The sequence below is a fragment of the Bradyrhizobium sp. GW821-FHT12B03 genome (assembly GCF_058807535.1).
In genome coordinates this window covers 70,072-84,011 of sequence record NZ_JBXAQU010000010.1, presented here as the reverse complement: position 1 = coordinate 84,011, position 13,940 = coordinate 70,072, and the positions used below count along the sequence as shown (strand labels likewise).

The 13,940-nt window shown below is 60.9% G+C and carries 12 protein-coding genes and 1 tRNA gene; 5 read left to right on the top strand and 8 right to left on the bottom strand.

The window, feature by feature from the left end:
- Positions 1-59: 59 nt before the first annotated feature.
- Positions 60-653: a TMEM175 family protein gene (locus tag AC1RUR_RS20150; protein WP_492847108.1), complete on the top strand. Its 594-nt coding sequence runs from the start codon at positions 60-62 to the stop codon at positions 651-653.
- Here AC1RUR_RS20150 and AC1RUR_RS20145 read toward each other — a convergent pair.
- Positions 620-994, bottom strand: coding sequence for a YciI family protein (locus tag AC1RUR_RS20145; RefSeq protein WP_492847106.1), 375 nt, complete (start codon positions 992-994; stop codon positions 620-622). The genes AC1RUR_RS20150 and AC1RUR_RS20145 overlap by 34 nt on opposite strands.
- A 201-nt stretch (positions 995-1,195) precedes the next feature.
- On the opposite strand from AC1RUR_RS20145, the gene AC1RUR_RS20140 reads away from it, so the two are divergent.
- Both AC1RUR_RS20140 and AC1RUR_RS20135 read left to right on the top strand, forming a co-directional pair.
- Positions 1,196-1,381, top strand: coding sequence for a hypothetical protein (locus AC1RUR_RS20140; RefSeq protein ID WP_492847104.1), 186 nt, complete (start codon positions 1,196-1,198; stop codon positions 1,379-1,381).
- Positions 1,382-1,420: 39 nt separating this feature from the next.
- Positions 1,421-1,624 (top strand): hypothetical protein, encoded by a 204-nt coding sequence (locus tag AC1RUR_RS20135; RefSeq protein WP_492847102.1) that lies wholly within the window; start codon positions 1,421-1,423, stop codon positions 1,622-1,624.
- 9 nt (positions 1,625-1,633) lie between these two features.
- Here AC1RUR_RS20135 and AC1RUR_RS20130 read toward each other — a convergent pair whose 3' ends face one another.
- Positions 1,634-2,347: a substrate-binding periplasmic protein gene (locus AC1RUR_RS20130; protein ID WP_492847101.1), complete on the bottom strand. Its 714-nt coding sequence runs from the start codon at positions 2,345-2,347 to the stop codon at positions 1,634-1,636.
- Positions 2,348-2,682: 335 nt separating this feature from the next.
- Here AC1RUR_RS20130 and AC1RUR_RS20125 point away from each other — a divergent pair, with 335 nt between their 5' ends.
- Both AC1RUR_RS20125 and AC1RUR_RS20120 read left to right on the top strand, forming a co-directional pair.
- Positions 2,683-5,091, top strand: a complete 2,409-nt coding sequence (locus tag AC1RUR_RS20125) for an ATP-binding protein (protein ID WP_492847099.1) — start codon at positions 2,683-2,685, stop codon at positions 5,089-5,091.
- Between the two features lie 328 nt (positions 5,092-5,419).
- Positions 5,420-5,493: transfer RNA gene (locus AC1RUR_RS20120), tRNA-Gly, on the top strand.
- A 1,481-nt stretch (positions 5,494-6,974) separates the two neighbouring features.
- Here AC1RUR_RS20120 and AC1RUR_RS20115 read toward each other — a convergent pair.
- From AC1RUR_RS20115 to AC1RUR_RS20090, 6 genes are all read right to left on the bottom strand, one after another.
- On the bottom strand, positions 6,975-7,151 hold the full coding sequence (locus AC1RUR_RS20115; RefSeq protein ID WP_492847098.1) for a DUF1488 family protein: 177 nt from the start codon (positions 7,149-7,151) through the stop codon (positions 6,975-6,977).
- Between the two features lie 749 nt (positions 7,152-7,900).
- On the bottom strand, positions 7,901-8,572 hold the full coding sequence (locus AC1RUR_RS20110; protein ID WP_492847096.1) for a LuxR C-terminal-related transcriptional regulator: 672 nt from the start codon (positions 8,570-8,572) through the stop codon (positions 7,901-7,903).
- A 578-nt stretch (positions 8,573-9,150) separates the two neighbouring features.
- Positions 9,151-10,587, bottom strand: coding sequence for an exopolysaccharide biosynthesis polyprenyl glycosylphosphotransferase (locus AC1RUR_RS20105; protein WP_492847095.1), 1,437 nt, complete (start codon positions 10,585-10,587; stop codon positions 9,151-9,153).
- A gap of 389 nt (positions 10,588-10,976) precedes the next feature.
- Positions 10,977-11,231 (bottom strand): hypothetical protein, encoded by a 255-nt coding sequence (locus AC1RUR_RS20100; RefSeq protein WP_492847093.1) that lies wholly within the window; start codon positions 11,229-11,231, stop codon positions 10,977-10,979.
- Between the two features lie 223 nt (positions 11,232-11,454).
- Positions 11,455-12,396 (bottom strand): hypothetical protein, encoded by a 942-nt coding sequence (locus AC1RUR_RS20095; RefSeq protein ID WP_492847091.1) that lies wholly within the window; start codon positions 12,394-12,396, stop codon positions 11,455-11,457.
- Between the two features lie 116 nt (positions 12,397-12,512).
- Positions 12,513-13,913 (bottom strand): Ig-like domain-containing protein, encoded by a 1,401-nt coding sequence (locus AC1RUR_RS20090; RefSeq protein ID WP_492847089.1) that lies wholly within the window; start codon positions 13,911-13,913, stop codon positions 12,513-12,515.
- Positions 13,914-13,940: the final 27 nt, after the last annotated feature.

The window sequence follows — 13,940 nt, the reverse complement described above, 5'->3', positions numbered from 1 at the left end:
GGATTTAACACCTAGGGAAAAGGCGACCCAGGTTCCAGTCCGAGATGCGTGCACCCGGCATGACCGAGCTCAAGGCCGAACAGTTCGAGATGCGGCGGCTGGAGTCGCTCAGCAACACCATTTTTGGTGTTGCCATGACGCTGCTGGCCTACGACCTGCCCAAGGCCGCGGTGTTCACCAGCGCACCGGACTGGAGCGATCTCGCCCGGGTGTATTCGGGCAAGCTCGCGGGCTTTGCGCTCAGCTTCATCATCGCCGGCGTGTTCTGGATCAGCCATCACCGCCGGCTGGCGCGCCAGCCGGTCGGCAGCCGTGGCGCGGTGATCCTCAATCTGTTCTTCCTGCTCTCGATCGTGCTGCTGCCGGTGACCAATGGCCTCTACACCAATTACGCCATGAGCAGCGCAGTCGCCGCGCTCTACGGCCTGCACCTGACTGCGATCGCCGGCCTCAATGCCTGGCTTTGGTGGCTGATCCTGGGAAGCTGGCGCCAGGAAATCATGGCCTCGCTGTTTCCGCTGCTCGTGTTCATCCCGGGCACGATCGTGGCGGCGTTTGCCCCGCACATCGCGCCCTTCGTGTGGTTCATCGCCTTCGGCGGCCTCCTGATCCAGCGCTTCTACGTCGCGCCGAACCCATCGGCCGGCACGTAAAGCTTGACCGGGCGGATTTCGTAGACCGCCGACGGATTGACCTGGCGCAGCTTCCGCGCCGCCGCGATAGCCTCCTCATCGGTGTCGTATTCGACGAGGTGGAAGCCCAGAAGCTGCTCCTTGGTCTCGGCAAACGGGCCGTCCAGCACCACGCCCGCGCCGGGGCCACGCAGGGTGCGGGCCTTTCGGGTCTCATCCAGGCGGGCGGCCGGCCCGAAATGTCCGCTTGCCCTCAAGGGCGCCTGAACCTCGATGACCTTGGCCACGACCGCCGCGTCCTGCTCCGGCGTCCAGGACAAAAGCTCGTCTTCCACATGATAGGCCAGAATGGCGTATAGCATCGTCACCTCGTTTTGTTGCTGCGCGCGTCCAGAGGACGTATCACTCCGGTGCGCGCCGACAATCCCCGACCACAAAATATTGCGTCGTGCAGGCCGCGACGAAACCGTCCTGAAACCCGATTGCGGCTGAGTGGGGTGAACGCTGCCCAAAGCCGAGGCGACTGATGGCCACAAGAACACGGAAGGCCATCGGAGGCGGCAATGTCGGGTCACACCATCAAGATCATCTGCGACGCGCGGCGGACGGCACAATCGGAGCCTGCCGATCTGCACGACCAGAGCGGTCATCACCGCTATTACGGCAGTTCGGCCGAGAACGGCGGCGAACGCATCGTCGAGAGCCGCCGCGGCAAACGCCCGCGCGCGCTCAATGTCTGCGGCTTCTGAAGCCTCGCGCGAGACCGGTTTTCCCGGATGAGCGTCTTGATGAGCGCCTTGCAAATGTCGATCGCCGCGATGCCGTTCCTGCTCTCGCTGGCGAGCCGGAACAGCAAGGCGATCGCGCCGTGCCTGCTCACCAGCATCTTCACCGTGCTCCTCGGCGAGGAGCCCCACCGGGCGGTCGTCGCCTGGTGCGTCGGCGTGCTGATCGCCGCCGTCGCGCTGCGCGAACGGCTTCGCACGACCTGAGCCGCCGCGTCAGGGCGCGCTCAGGACCTGCTTGATAAGCGCCTCCCGCAGCGTGGCCAGTTCGCCGCTCGCCTCCATCTGCGCGATCACCTTGCCGACCTTCGGCACCAGATCGCGGTGACGTTCGTGCAGATAGTGATAGATGTGGATGCGCCCGAGCGGCGGGGAGAGCGGGAAGATCCTGGCCTGCAGGTTGAGCTTCCGTACCGCGACGAGCCCGCTGAAGAGGTCGGTGACCATCACGTCGAAGCGGTCGGCGTCGAGCATCTTGACCATGCTCTCGAGGCTGGTGGTCGCCGTGACGCGGGCCATGTCGTGGGTACCGGCCTCCGAGGAGCCGACGCCGCGGACGATGCCGATGCTGTAGTCCCTGATCGAACTCCAGCCGGCGACGTCGAAACGCAGTTTCGTCGTGAATACCGCAGGCTCGATGTAGTTGATCGGCGGCGTGACCTGGACCAGCGTCGGGTAGTCGCGCGAGAGCGTTCCGATGCGCTGGACCTCGCCGTCGACCTCGCCCGCGCTCGACAGCGCGAGTGCCCGCTTGCCGGGGACGTCCTCGAATTCGAGCTTGATGTTGAGCCTGGCGTAGACGGCCCGCAGCATCTCGCCGCCGACATATTGATCGGGGATGTCGGCGATGCGCGCCAGCCGGATCAGCTCCTGCGCATGCGTTGGACCGGCTGCGAGCAGCGACAGGCAAGTGACGGCGATCCGCCACATCACGCGTCTCCTTGGTCGTGCATTGCTACCACCGGATTCGGAGGCCTGCGCGATCTACCGGGAGTGGCGCCTGCGCGCCGGCTGCAACTGCGATCGCTCGCCCGCCGGGCAAGCGACTCCGGACTTTAACCGATGTCATTCTAGCACGCGAAGTGATAGTTTACGCGAGAATCCTGCTGCTGGGCGCAAGATATGACCCCGCCGACCTCAAGCCGCCCATGGGCCGGCAGGAATCGCCACGCAGATCGCGTGAAGGGAAAGTCTCAACGATCGAATTGCTTGCGGCCGCGACCGGCCGGCCGGAGCAGGATGCCACCATTCCGGGGACGTGGTGCATGGGCAATGCAGGCGACGAGGATTCCAAGCGCAGCCGTGCCGTTGCCCCGGCAGCCGCGAAGCCGGATTTGAGCGGGATCGGCGCTCCGCTTGCGCCGGCGATGTTGGGGGCGCTGCTGTCGCGGATTTTCAACTGGTCGCGTAGCGGTGTCGGGCCTCGCCTGCTGGCCGCCGTGCTGCTGTTCTCCTCGATCGTCACGCTGATGCTGACCGCGCTTCAGCTCTATCTCGACTACGACCGCGAGATCGGCGTCATCGAGACGCGGCTCGACGAGATCGGCCGCAGCACCACCGGCAGCCTTGGCGAGAGCCTGTGGAATCTCGACCAGAACCAGCTCAAGCTCCAGCTCGACGGAATCCTGCGGCTGCCCGACATCCGTGCCGCCGAAGTGCGCGAGATCGCCGATCGTCCCAATCCGATCCGTGTCGCGGTCGGCGAGCCGAACACCCGTTCAATCGTGACGCGCGACTATCCGCTGACCACCACCGTGCAGGGCACCGCGCGCCCGATCGGCGTGCTCCATGTCGAGGCGACGCTGAGCGAGGTCTATCATCAATTGCTGAACCGGGCCCTGGTCATCCTGGCCAGCCAGGCGGCGAAGACGTTTCTCGTCTCGCTGTTCATCATCTACATGTTCCACCTGCTGGTGACGCGGCACCTCGTCGCCATCGCCGACTTCGTCAGCAGATACAGCCTGGCGCGACCGCCGCCGCCTTTGCACCTGGAGCGCCGGCCGCCCTACGATCCGGACGAACTCGACAAGGTGATCGACGCCTTCAACGCCATGTGCGGCAATCTCGAGCGGGCCTATGGCGAGCTGCGCGAGGCCAATGCGAATCTCGAGCGCGACCTGAAGATCCGCCGGCGCGCCGAAGACGACGCGCGCGCGAGCGAGCAGCGCTTCCGCGACTATGCCGAGACCGCGTCCGACTGGTTCTGGGAGACTGGGCCGGATCACGTCTTCACCTATGTCTCGGAACGGTTCGACGCCTTCGGCATGAATCGGGAAGCCACGATGGGCCGGCGACGCTTCGATGCCGCATTCGACCGCGAGTCCGAGCCGGAGAAATGGCGCGAGCACATTGCGCTGCTGGATCGCCACGAGCCGTTCCGGAAGTTCGAGTATCGCGGCCGTGACGCGGCTGGACGGGTGCGCTATTTCAGCGTCAACGGCCAGCCGGTGTTCGCCGCTGACGGCCGCTTCATGGGATATCGCGGCTCGGCCACCGACCTGACCGAGCAGCACGAGACCGAGGAGCGGCTCCGCCAGTCCCAGAAGATGGACGCGATCGGCCAGCTCACCGGCGGCGTCGCGCACGACTTCAACAACGTGCTGACGGTCATCACCGGCACCATCGAGATCATCCAGGAGGAGCTTGCGGACAAGCCCCAGTTCGCCGCGATCGCGCAGCTGATCGACGATGCGGCCGCGCGCGGCGCCGAGATCACCTCGCAGCTCCTGACCTTCGCGCGCCGCCAGCCGCTGGAGCCGCGCGAGATCGACGTCAACGCCCTCGTGGTCGAGACGGCGAAGCTGCTCCGGCCGATCCTGGGCGAGCATATCGAGATCGTGACCCGGCTCGCCGACGACGCCTGGTCCGCGATGGCGGATCCCTCGCAGCTCTCCTCGGCGATCGTCAATCTCGCCGTCAACGCGCGTGACGCGATGCCGGGTGGCGGCAGGCTTACGCTCGAGACCGCGAACCGGGAGCTCGACGGCATGCGTAGCGGCGACGGCGATGTCATGCGCGGTGCCTTCGTGATGATCGCGGTGGCCGACACCGGTCACGGCATTCCCGCCGACATCCGCGAGCGCGTGTTCGAGCCGTTCTTCACCACCAAGGGGGTCGGCCGCGGCACCGGGCTCGGGCTGAGCATGGTCTACGGCTTTGCCCGGCAGACCGGCGGCACCGTCGCGATCGAGAGCGAGGAGGGGCGCGGCACGGTGATGCAATTGTTCCTGCCGCAATCGAAGGGCGAGGCGCCAACCAGGACGGCACCGGTTCAGCCGCCCGCGGCGGCGCGCGGGCACGAGACGATACTCGTGGTCGAGGACGACCCGTTGGTGCAGGGCTACGTCATCGCCCAGCTCGGCAGTCTTGGCTATCGCACGCTGGTGGCCGGCGACGGCGCCGCCGCACTCGCGCTGGTCGACCAGGGCGCCAGTTTCGACCTCCTGTTCACGGACATCATCATGCCCGGCGGCATGAACGGGCGGGAACTGGCCGAAGCTATCAGGCTCCGCCGGCCGGGCGTGAAGGTGCTCTACACGTCAGGCTACACCGACAACACCATCGTCCACGAAGGACATCTCGATCCCGGCGTGGCGCTGCTTCAGAAGCCGTACCGGAAGTCGGAGTTGTCGCAGAAGATTCGCGATGTGCTCGCGGGTGAACCGCCCGCCTGAGCGGCACCCGCCCACGAAAAAGGCGCGGCGGGGAGGCCCCGTCGCGCCCGATTTCTTGCTCGCTGGTCCAGGGCTGAGAGCGCCCCGATGCCAAGCCTTGTTCAGAGCTTAGCGGGCGATCCCAGCGAGGTGACAGCGCTTGAGACAAGACACTGGATCACCTCCTTTCGTTGGTTTCGGGAGACCCAATATAGGACGAAATCGTCTCGCCGTTAAGAGGTGGGCCAAGCGATGCCCAAGGGCCGGGAACAAGCCCGCCCGCGAGGCGGGAAAGTCCTGCCAGGGGCAGTTGAGACCGCCGCCGGGCCGTGTTAGGTGATCGCCCAACGCGGGTGTAGCTCAATGGTAGAGCAGCAGCCTTCCAAGCTGAATACGAGGGTTCGATTCCCTTCACCCGCTCCAAGGCGCTTTCATTAGTAGAATCAGGCTCTTCTCTCCGGTTCATGGAAGGATTTTGATGCCTGCGCTCGATTTTCATACAACCCCCGTATAACTGAGCTCAAATTGGCCCGTCCGTGTATTCGAGTCCTTCGGGCGGCGATGTCGATCCGCCGCATTCTAACCCGCACGCAGCGGCGACACGGGCGGAGCATTGGCGGTCGCGAATTCGCATTTCGGCTCCCTCAACTCCCCATCGAATTATGGACGTTCGGCGCGGGGTCGCTTGACCATGGCGGTTTGAGGAGTTCGCCGCACCGGCGCAGTTATTGATGCGAGGACTCCGGCTGCCCTTTACGTACGATCGATAGGAACGAAACGAGAGATTTGTCTCCGGCGAGACATTCTGAAGGGCAGTGCTCGCCCGTCGGCTATCTCAGCCCGGTTGAGTTCGAGCGCAAGGTGGGGTTAGCTTAACCCGGTGTCCATCGAACCGGCAGCAGCTCACCCGTTTCCGACCTCAGTGAGCGGCCTCTTCTACGGGGTGAAGGTTCACGCTGGCGGGCCGGCCATGCTAAAAGCGATTCCTGCAATCGGTGCCCGCCGATTGCCAAAAGCTTGTCTTCAAACTCCCGCCACCCCTCAGGTCGGCGGGGCTTTCTTTTTGAAGTACTTGGGAATTTACGGGTCGCGGCAGTGCACCCGCTGCTTGTAAGGCGCGAACAGTCCGATCTACGATCGATTACACGCGCAACTGCACGATCCATTCAGAGCCGGGGAATCCACGGGGTGACAAGCCTGACATTCCGGGCGCGAGGCACCTGAGGTGACCGCTGTCCAGTTCAATGACAATTCGTGTAGGCGAGGAGCTCACCACCGTGCTTCTGATAACCATTTCATCTCCCAGCACGATAGGCAATTCAATACCCTTGGGTGGAAAAGTACGACGCTTAGCGCTGGTCCTCAGCCACACTTTGCTGCCAGTCTCAAGCGTCCAAGCGCGCGTATGGCCAGCCCACTCCAACCGTTCGTCCCCCAAATTGCGGCCGCACTTTAGAGACTTTCGGGAGCTGAACTTGACGTCTGACAACACTCAAAGCCGCCGGATTGCCGAATGTACAGCAAATTTGGAATGCCGCCGCCTCCGGCAAGTAATCCCTGGCTCAGCAACAGCCGAGGACACCGCCGGTTCAAGCAGGCGGGTCTGCGTCTATGCCTGTGTGCTTACGGCGCAGGGAAGGCCGAGTGATTGGCATACACCTGTATGCTGCTGTGAGTTGTTTCTACGCACCATTCGCGCGGTAGCGCGAGTGCCAGCAAGCACCCGGCCTTCCCTGCGTCCTCTTGGCTTAACGAGGGTGGCAAAGCTCGGGCAAAATGTGCCGCGAGAACGCGAAGTCGTGTCTGCAAGTAAGCGGCCATAAGGTTGAGAATTTACGGGTCTGGGGGAGCGGTGTGAGTTGGTAGGTCGTGACAATCGGCCTCTCTTGTCCCGCATCATAATTCTAGCCAGCTATGGCCTGAATCGCCTCGCGATGCCGATGATAGGTCGCGAGATTGTCCGACTCATCGGCGCCATCGACTGTTGCGCGGTCGACCAGAGGACCCCAGTCAACTTCGCAGAGCACTCGCTTGTCACCATCAAACATGGCGAACTGGATCCCGGAGTGCTGGTCAACCACGGTGATTTCTCCGGAAGGGCCGGGCCGAAGTGGCGTGGCGATAGATCTCCGTCGCCTCTGTCGGCGCAGGTTGCTCGGAGGCACTCACGCATTACGCCGATCGCCTGGTGGAAGCCATCCTTCGTGGAAAGGAAGCCAAGGGAGCGAGACGATGCCGAATTTGGCTATGATCAAGTTGTAAGGTGGGCTAGGGCGTCAAATCGCTCCACGCGTCCCGCTTCTCGGGGGCGACGCGGTACTCGTGGTCGACATCGGCGTCGATCGCCAAGGGCCGGTGCATGGAGGGCGCGAGGTCCACTCCCGCACCGAATAGAAGCTTCCAGCGCTAGGTTGCCGCGACTGCCGCCTCTCTCAATACCAGACGTGATAAGCGGTGGCTGCAAACGGAGTCAGTTGGCTGAATGACGGGGAGAGATTGCACGAACCTATCAGCCGAGCGACGCAACCGACACGAGAGCGTCCGTCTGCAAAGCTCAAAAGCTGGGCCTCCTGTTCAATTTGATGGCCGGTGCGTCGATCAGATCACACCAAGAGGTCGAGGTGCGCAGGGAAGCTCCTGGCCTTCTTCAAAGCTTCTTTCCTTATCGGGCCCGAGGGCATGGACCGGGCCGCCTCCAAAGTTTCAGCAGCTGCTGCACACACTCATGAACTCAATTCCCGGCAGTTAGTGCGGCCGAAAGCCAATCCAATCCGAACATTCGAAGCGATGAGGAAAGAAGATCTTGGCTCATCGCAATGGCCGATCAAATCTAACGAAGCTTTGTCCGGGGCATCTGTTGGGCTCGATCTCCCAGCGAAACGAAACGTCCACTTGGCGGCTTCCTCGAGCCGGCCCTCGCCCCGACCAGTCTAGCTGCTAGGAAGGCTGCTTCGGTGCGATTGTGGGCGCCGAGCGCGCGTAGGACAGCAGTCGTATGGGCTTTGGCAGTCCCTTCGGCGATGTCGAGCACGCGAGCGATTTCCTTATTCGACATTCCTTTCGCTAGCAGGGGGAGTATCTCGGTCTGCCTGCGAGAGAGCCTCACAGCTTCGAGCTCAAGGCTAGGCGCAGCCAAGGAGCCGAAGCCGGATCCCCTCTCCTGATCATGCGCAAGCCAAGACGGCACATAGATTCGCCCCGAAAGCAGGTCAGAAATCCCGGATATCAATTCGCCGTCGGGCTGAAGCTTATGCAGGTATCCATGAAACCCTGCGGACAAACAGTTCAGAACGTCGGCGCGATTCCTGGATGCTGACATGAACGCGTAGCGCATCTTCGGATTCCGGTCGTGGGCATCCTCGAGAATTTCGGTAGACCGTTCGTCTAGACTCTTTGAGTCGATGATGACCAGATCAACGGGCTCAACCAGATCCGAATACTGAATCTTCGACGTCTCGCGCACACGACAATCCGCAATCCCATGCTCGATGAGTTGCTTCATGCCGTGCCGATAAACACCCTGGGCATCAATTAGAAGTATTGAGGGCAAACACTCACCTTCTAAGGCTATGCAAAACGCATAAACGATCCGATGGATCAAGTTGTGGCGTATTAATTAAGTTCCTATTCGATCAGGGCGATCCTCTGTCGCCACAGGAAGGGTATCGAGAGCTATGTTCTCGCCCAGCCAATAGTTTCACCATAAGGGTACAGTGCTTGAGATGCGATAAAGTTCCTCAAAATCGACAATTCACGCGGTGTGGAGCTCCCCCCACCTGGACCGCCATGTTATCAAATGGATAAGTCAATTAAAATGGACGCCGCTTGCTTCGCGGCGGATCGTAATCTTCAGGTTCCCGTGGGTCCCGTGTGACGATGACGTCGCGGTTGGATCGCGAATTCGACCAGAGGAGTGCGAGTCCACCGATAATAAAGAGGATCGTTAGAAGATCGATGATCATGCTCCTGGACTGCGCTCGCACGTGATGTCGTTGAAGGACGGACAGACCTGATCGACAATTTCTCGGCGGTCAAACTGCACAAGTTCTTTCTACGACCGAAAGCATTCTGGCGTCTTCTTCAGTAGGCATCTTGCCGGGCCAGCACAATTGCAGTCCGGACCAGGATTCGAATGTCGAGCCAAATGCTCCAATTGCTAATGTACCACACATCATACTCGACACGCTTTTCCATTAAATCGATGGTGGGTGTCTCTCCGCGTAGCCCATGAATCTGGGCCCAGCCAGTGAGGCCCGGTTTCACGTGGTGACGATAAGCATAGTTACCGATTATTTTGTCATAGTAATTGTCATGGGCGAGCGCGTGCGGGCGTGGGCCGACCAGCGACATGTCGCCGCGGAGTACATTCCAGAGCTGAGGCAGCTCATCGACGCTTGCTTTGCGCAGAATCTTCCCGACCCGGGTTACGCGCGCGTCGTCCCGGGTTGCCTGCTGAATGCAATCGCCGTTGTCCAGCGTTGTCATGCTGCGAAATTTCAAGATGTTAAATTGCCTGCCATTGAAGCCTCGACGAGCTTGTCGAAAGATGACGCGGCCAGGGGAGTCCAATTTGACCAATACTGCTGCCCCAATCAGAAAGGGCGCAAGCAACAGCAATGCGACGGCCGCAACGCCGAGATCGAGGCAGCGTTTCTGCGCCCGCTCGAACAGCGAAAGCGGCATCCGCTGGATCTCAATGGCGACTGTTGCGCCGGCGGGGACGAGGGCTCGCGATACAAGATCGGCTATGGTGGGATCGGGAAGCAGGCGGACCGGTAGCGGGGTCTGTCTGAGGAATTGGCAGAGGACCGGCAGCATCGGCAATTGATCATAATTAATGGCAATTAGAAATTCGTCCACGCGCGCGGCGCGTGACTCTTGAACTGCGGCCAGAAGTTGCCGTTCCAGCCCTGGCCGATCGTTGCTGGTCACGTCAAATATGAAATTCCGTACGACACGAAAGCCGTTCTTGCCCAGGTCCTTGAACGGGTGCGAAGTAAAATCCGGGGGGGAGAGGCTGAGGAGCATGATCCGGCGATTGATAAGATGTTCTTTCGCGAAAGTTGATGTCATGCCGACGCGCCAAAATATCCGATGCGCGGCCACGCTGAGCAAGCCGGTAAACGCAAACAGCATGATGGTTCCGCGAGACAGATTGGCGGACGACTTCAAAAGGAAAGCGACGATTGCCAGGATCGTCAACGAAAGCGCCCAGATCAGAACAGTCCTGCGGGCCTGCCAAATTCCATTAAGTAGGCGATTGCCTTCGTAGACGCCCTGGAAGCACGAGATGGCAACGAAGACCGTCGCCACGATCATTCCTGCTCCGATTGGAGCCTCCTGATCTGGAGAGGCCCCGACGAAGCGGTGGTAGAAGAAGCCAGTGAGAAGATAGCTTGCAAGGATGGAGAGGACGTCGCCCGCCACAATGACGATCTGAAATGGTCGCTGCAACAGGTCGCCACGACCATGAAATTCCAGGAGCCGATCATTGGGTCCATAAATTGCTGATGGCACGGCTAGCCTCGTTACTGAAATATGCCTGATCAAAATCGATGCGTTTTCATTCCAAGCGGTGAGCCGCAGACCGTGAAGCTAATTGTGTCTGTGCGCAGTCAGCGTTCGGGAGCGGATCTTCATATGGGAGACCCTCGAGACGGTAGGCTAGGTTTCGCTCAGCAGGTGAAGTTGACGAATCTCAAGAAGCACGCTGGTCCGAAACACTCATTTTGGGCGATGGGCGTGCAGCACAGCGCCCATACGGCCGACGCCGATTCCAGTCAGGGATTGCGTCGCTTCGAATAGCGGACGAACATCAAGGAGCGAAAGGAGTCGGTTCAGCATGATCGTTAGTTTGCTGGAGAAAGCCGAGCCTGGAGCGCCATGCGCTTCTCGTGCAGCCGTAGCTATTTGTTGGTGTCGGATATGCTGGACGGCGGATTGCCAGTAGAGCCCGGTTCTCGGTCGTGCGGCGAGATAACTTCTAGGTAGCTCTGATGCAGCGTGACTGACGATTTGTTTCCGTCAAAGCGGACGCTCACACTGTTGTTGTAAGCGCTGCCTCCGACCACCGTGCCAAGCCTTTCGGCAAGGCTTGGACAGCGTTCTGCGCCCAGTGCGCTCATCCGTACTCGATTGCCGGTGACAATTTCGAGCGTCATAAAGTTGCAGCTGGCATATTTGGTCGCATGAACGACACCAGGGTGGCTGGGCGAACGTCAAATCAGCTTACGCAGTTTGGATTTCCAGCTTCCCGAGGGGGCTTCGAGCGGCTTACGATGCCCGCGGCCTCCGGCTAACAATTCGATAGTTTGCGAGCGCCTCCGCCGCGTTAACGACGTTCGCAGCAGCGCCATGCAGGAAAGTCCGGTAGTGGGAGCCGTTCTACCTGGGTGCCAGGGTGCGCATACAAGGGGACGGGGTATTTGCCGCGCGTTGTGTACGAGGAGGCTTCGTCGCCAAGGCCGATTCGGCAAACGGCGGAGGCGGATCTGCGACAAACTGCGCCGTGCTTCCGGAATAGAAGACCAGGGTGGACCAGTCGGTGGACAGTTCAACCCAATTGCTGTTGCCTGCTCCCTGGCTGTTCGTGACTCCCCGCGTGTAGGCTGCGTCTGGAGCGCGCCACCATTCTGCTCCGACGTTGGCGACCAGCTTCATTTTCGGATCGGTCGTCTTCATGTCGATTTGCACGTACACTGTGTCGACTGCGCCGGCCGTATAGGCGCCACGCTTTACGATCCAAAACGTGCCGTTACGGGCCGGCGGGGGACTGCTAATATTGATGACGCCGTCCCGGGGCTCGATCTTCATCTCGCTTGCGGTATTTCTGGAAGCGTTTGTCGCGAAATGCGCTCCCGCGATCTCGTCTTCGCTTTGATCTTGTACGACAGTCCACTCCTTTGTCGCACGCGTGCGTACGTAGGTCTTTGCGTTTGCAATGACGATCTTTGCGTCCGGATTCGAGTATTCCGGTTCGCCGAATTTCGGATAGATCGAGCTCAGTGCCGTCACGGCCGTGAAATCGGACGGCGGCTCACCGTTTCCGGGAGGCTTGGTCATGCCGTTGCACCAGGAATACGTCTTGGGTACGCCAGCCGGAAAGCCTTCGCTGTAGCCGGGAGTGTTCTGCGCTACGAAGTCCAGCGACGGCGTGGGGACCGCAACTTCGCTCGATGGCGTTCGGAACTCGTTCGCCGGAGCCGGATTGTAGCCGACGGCGACCAGAGCGAGAGAAGCTGCGATCGAGAGGGATCTAAGCCGCGTGAATGGGCGTATCACACTGTGCGGCGAGAGAAGAACGCGCTCATGAGCTGAAGGCAGCATGGCAATAAGCCTTTACGCTTAGGTACGGGCCTCCGAGCATCTGGTACTCGGCCACTCGGCGGCTGACTTGACGAATCTCAAGAAACCGTCGCGGAAAGAGCGGCCTGACCCTGCAATCACTTAGCGCCGCGCAGAACGTCGTGCCGGGCAGCCGGCGCGGGAAACCTGGACGCAACTCGATTGCGCGAGCTGCTTCGGCGCAGCGTCATCATTGCGCAGAAGAATATGGGCAGTAAAACAAGCGAGTCGGAGAGGGCGGCGCCAGGATGGGTCGGTTGGTCAGGTTGATGTTGCGGACCCACGCCGGCTGAGAAGTGATCGCCCTTCTCTATGGGCGTCTTCCGGGCATTTCCGTCATTGTGTTTAAGATCGAGCCGCTCGGCACCTTCGCCCAACGCATCGAGCGTCCTTCTTATCAAGGGCTTGTCGCCGGCCGGCGACGGCACGGGAGTGGCATCGACCTTGATGTTCAACAGCGGTGACGCCGAGCTGGTGTTTCCCGCGACGTCGGTTGCCCGCGCGGTGAAGTAATAATCTGTCTTCGACAATCTCGGCGTCGTGAAGCTCCATGCGCCGCCAGCGTTCGTCATCGCCGCGCCGATCTGCTTGGCCCCGTCAAATATTGCTACTGTGGTCCCAGCTTCCGCCGTGCCCGTCAATTCGAGAGTTCCGGAGGCCGTGACATTGCCGACAACGCCCGCGTCCGGATCGGGCGAGGTAAACTTGGGTGGGGCGGGCGCTGCCGTGGCGGAAGAGGCAAACGAAGAACCGGATCGAAACAGGGACGGAGGGGGATCTGCCTGAAATTGTTCCGTGGTCATGGAATAATATCCGAGGGTTTTCCACTCGGTCGAGAGCCGAACCCAGTTGGTGCCGCCAATGCCGGGATTATTGCTGTGATCGTCGAGGTATGGAGCGGTTGCATCCCGCCACCAGTCGGCGCCGACCATGGCGACCAGTCTCAGATCTGGATCCGATACCCGCATGTTCATCTGCACGTAGACGGCATCGACCGTTCCAGCAGCGTATGTCCCTCGCGATCCGTACCAGAAGTGGTTGTTGTACCCAGGCGGAGGGGGATCGAAGGCGGTATGTGCACCGGAGAGCGGTATCACCTTCATTCGGATTGCGACATTTCCAGCGAAGTCAGGGACGAAATGGCCGCCGGTCAACTGAAGCTTGGACTGATCCTGGACCAACAACCACTCACTCGTTTGTTTGACGTGGACGTAAGTCCTTGCGTCGGCGATTTCGACGCTCGCATGCGGATTGAAGTAATCGGGCGCTCCCACCTCCTGATAAACCTGGCCCCATCCTTCGACGGCGGTGAAGTCTGCGGGCGGCGACAACTGCCCGCCGAAATTCCAGCCCCGGTACCAGCTGTAGCTTGGTGGCACGCCAACGGGAAACCCTTCGCTCTGCCCGGCGGTGTTCTGCTTGATCAGATCCGAATTCAAGAAGTCCACACGGAGTGTCCTGAGGTTGGCGTCTCTTAGAGCAGTATCGGCAAATTCCATGCGCGCCCGTTTGTCAGTTGCGTTATG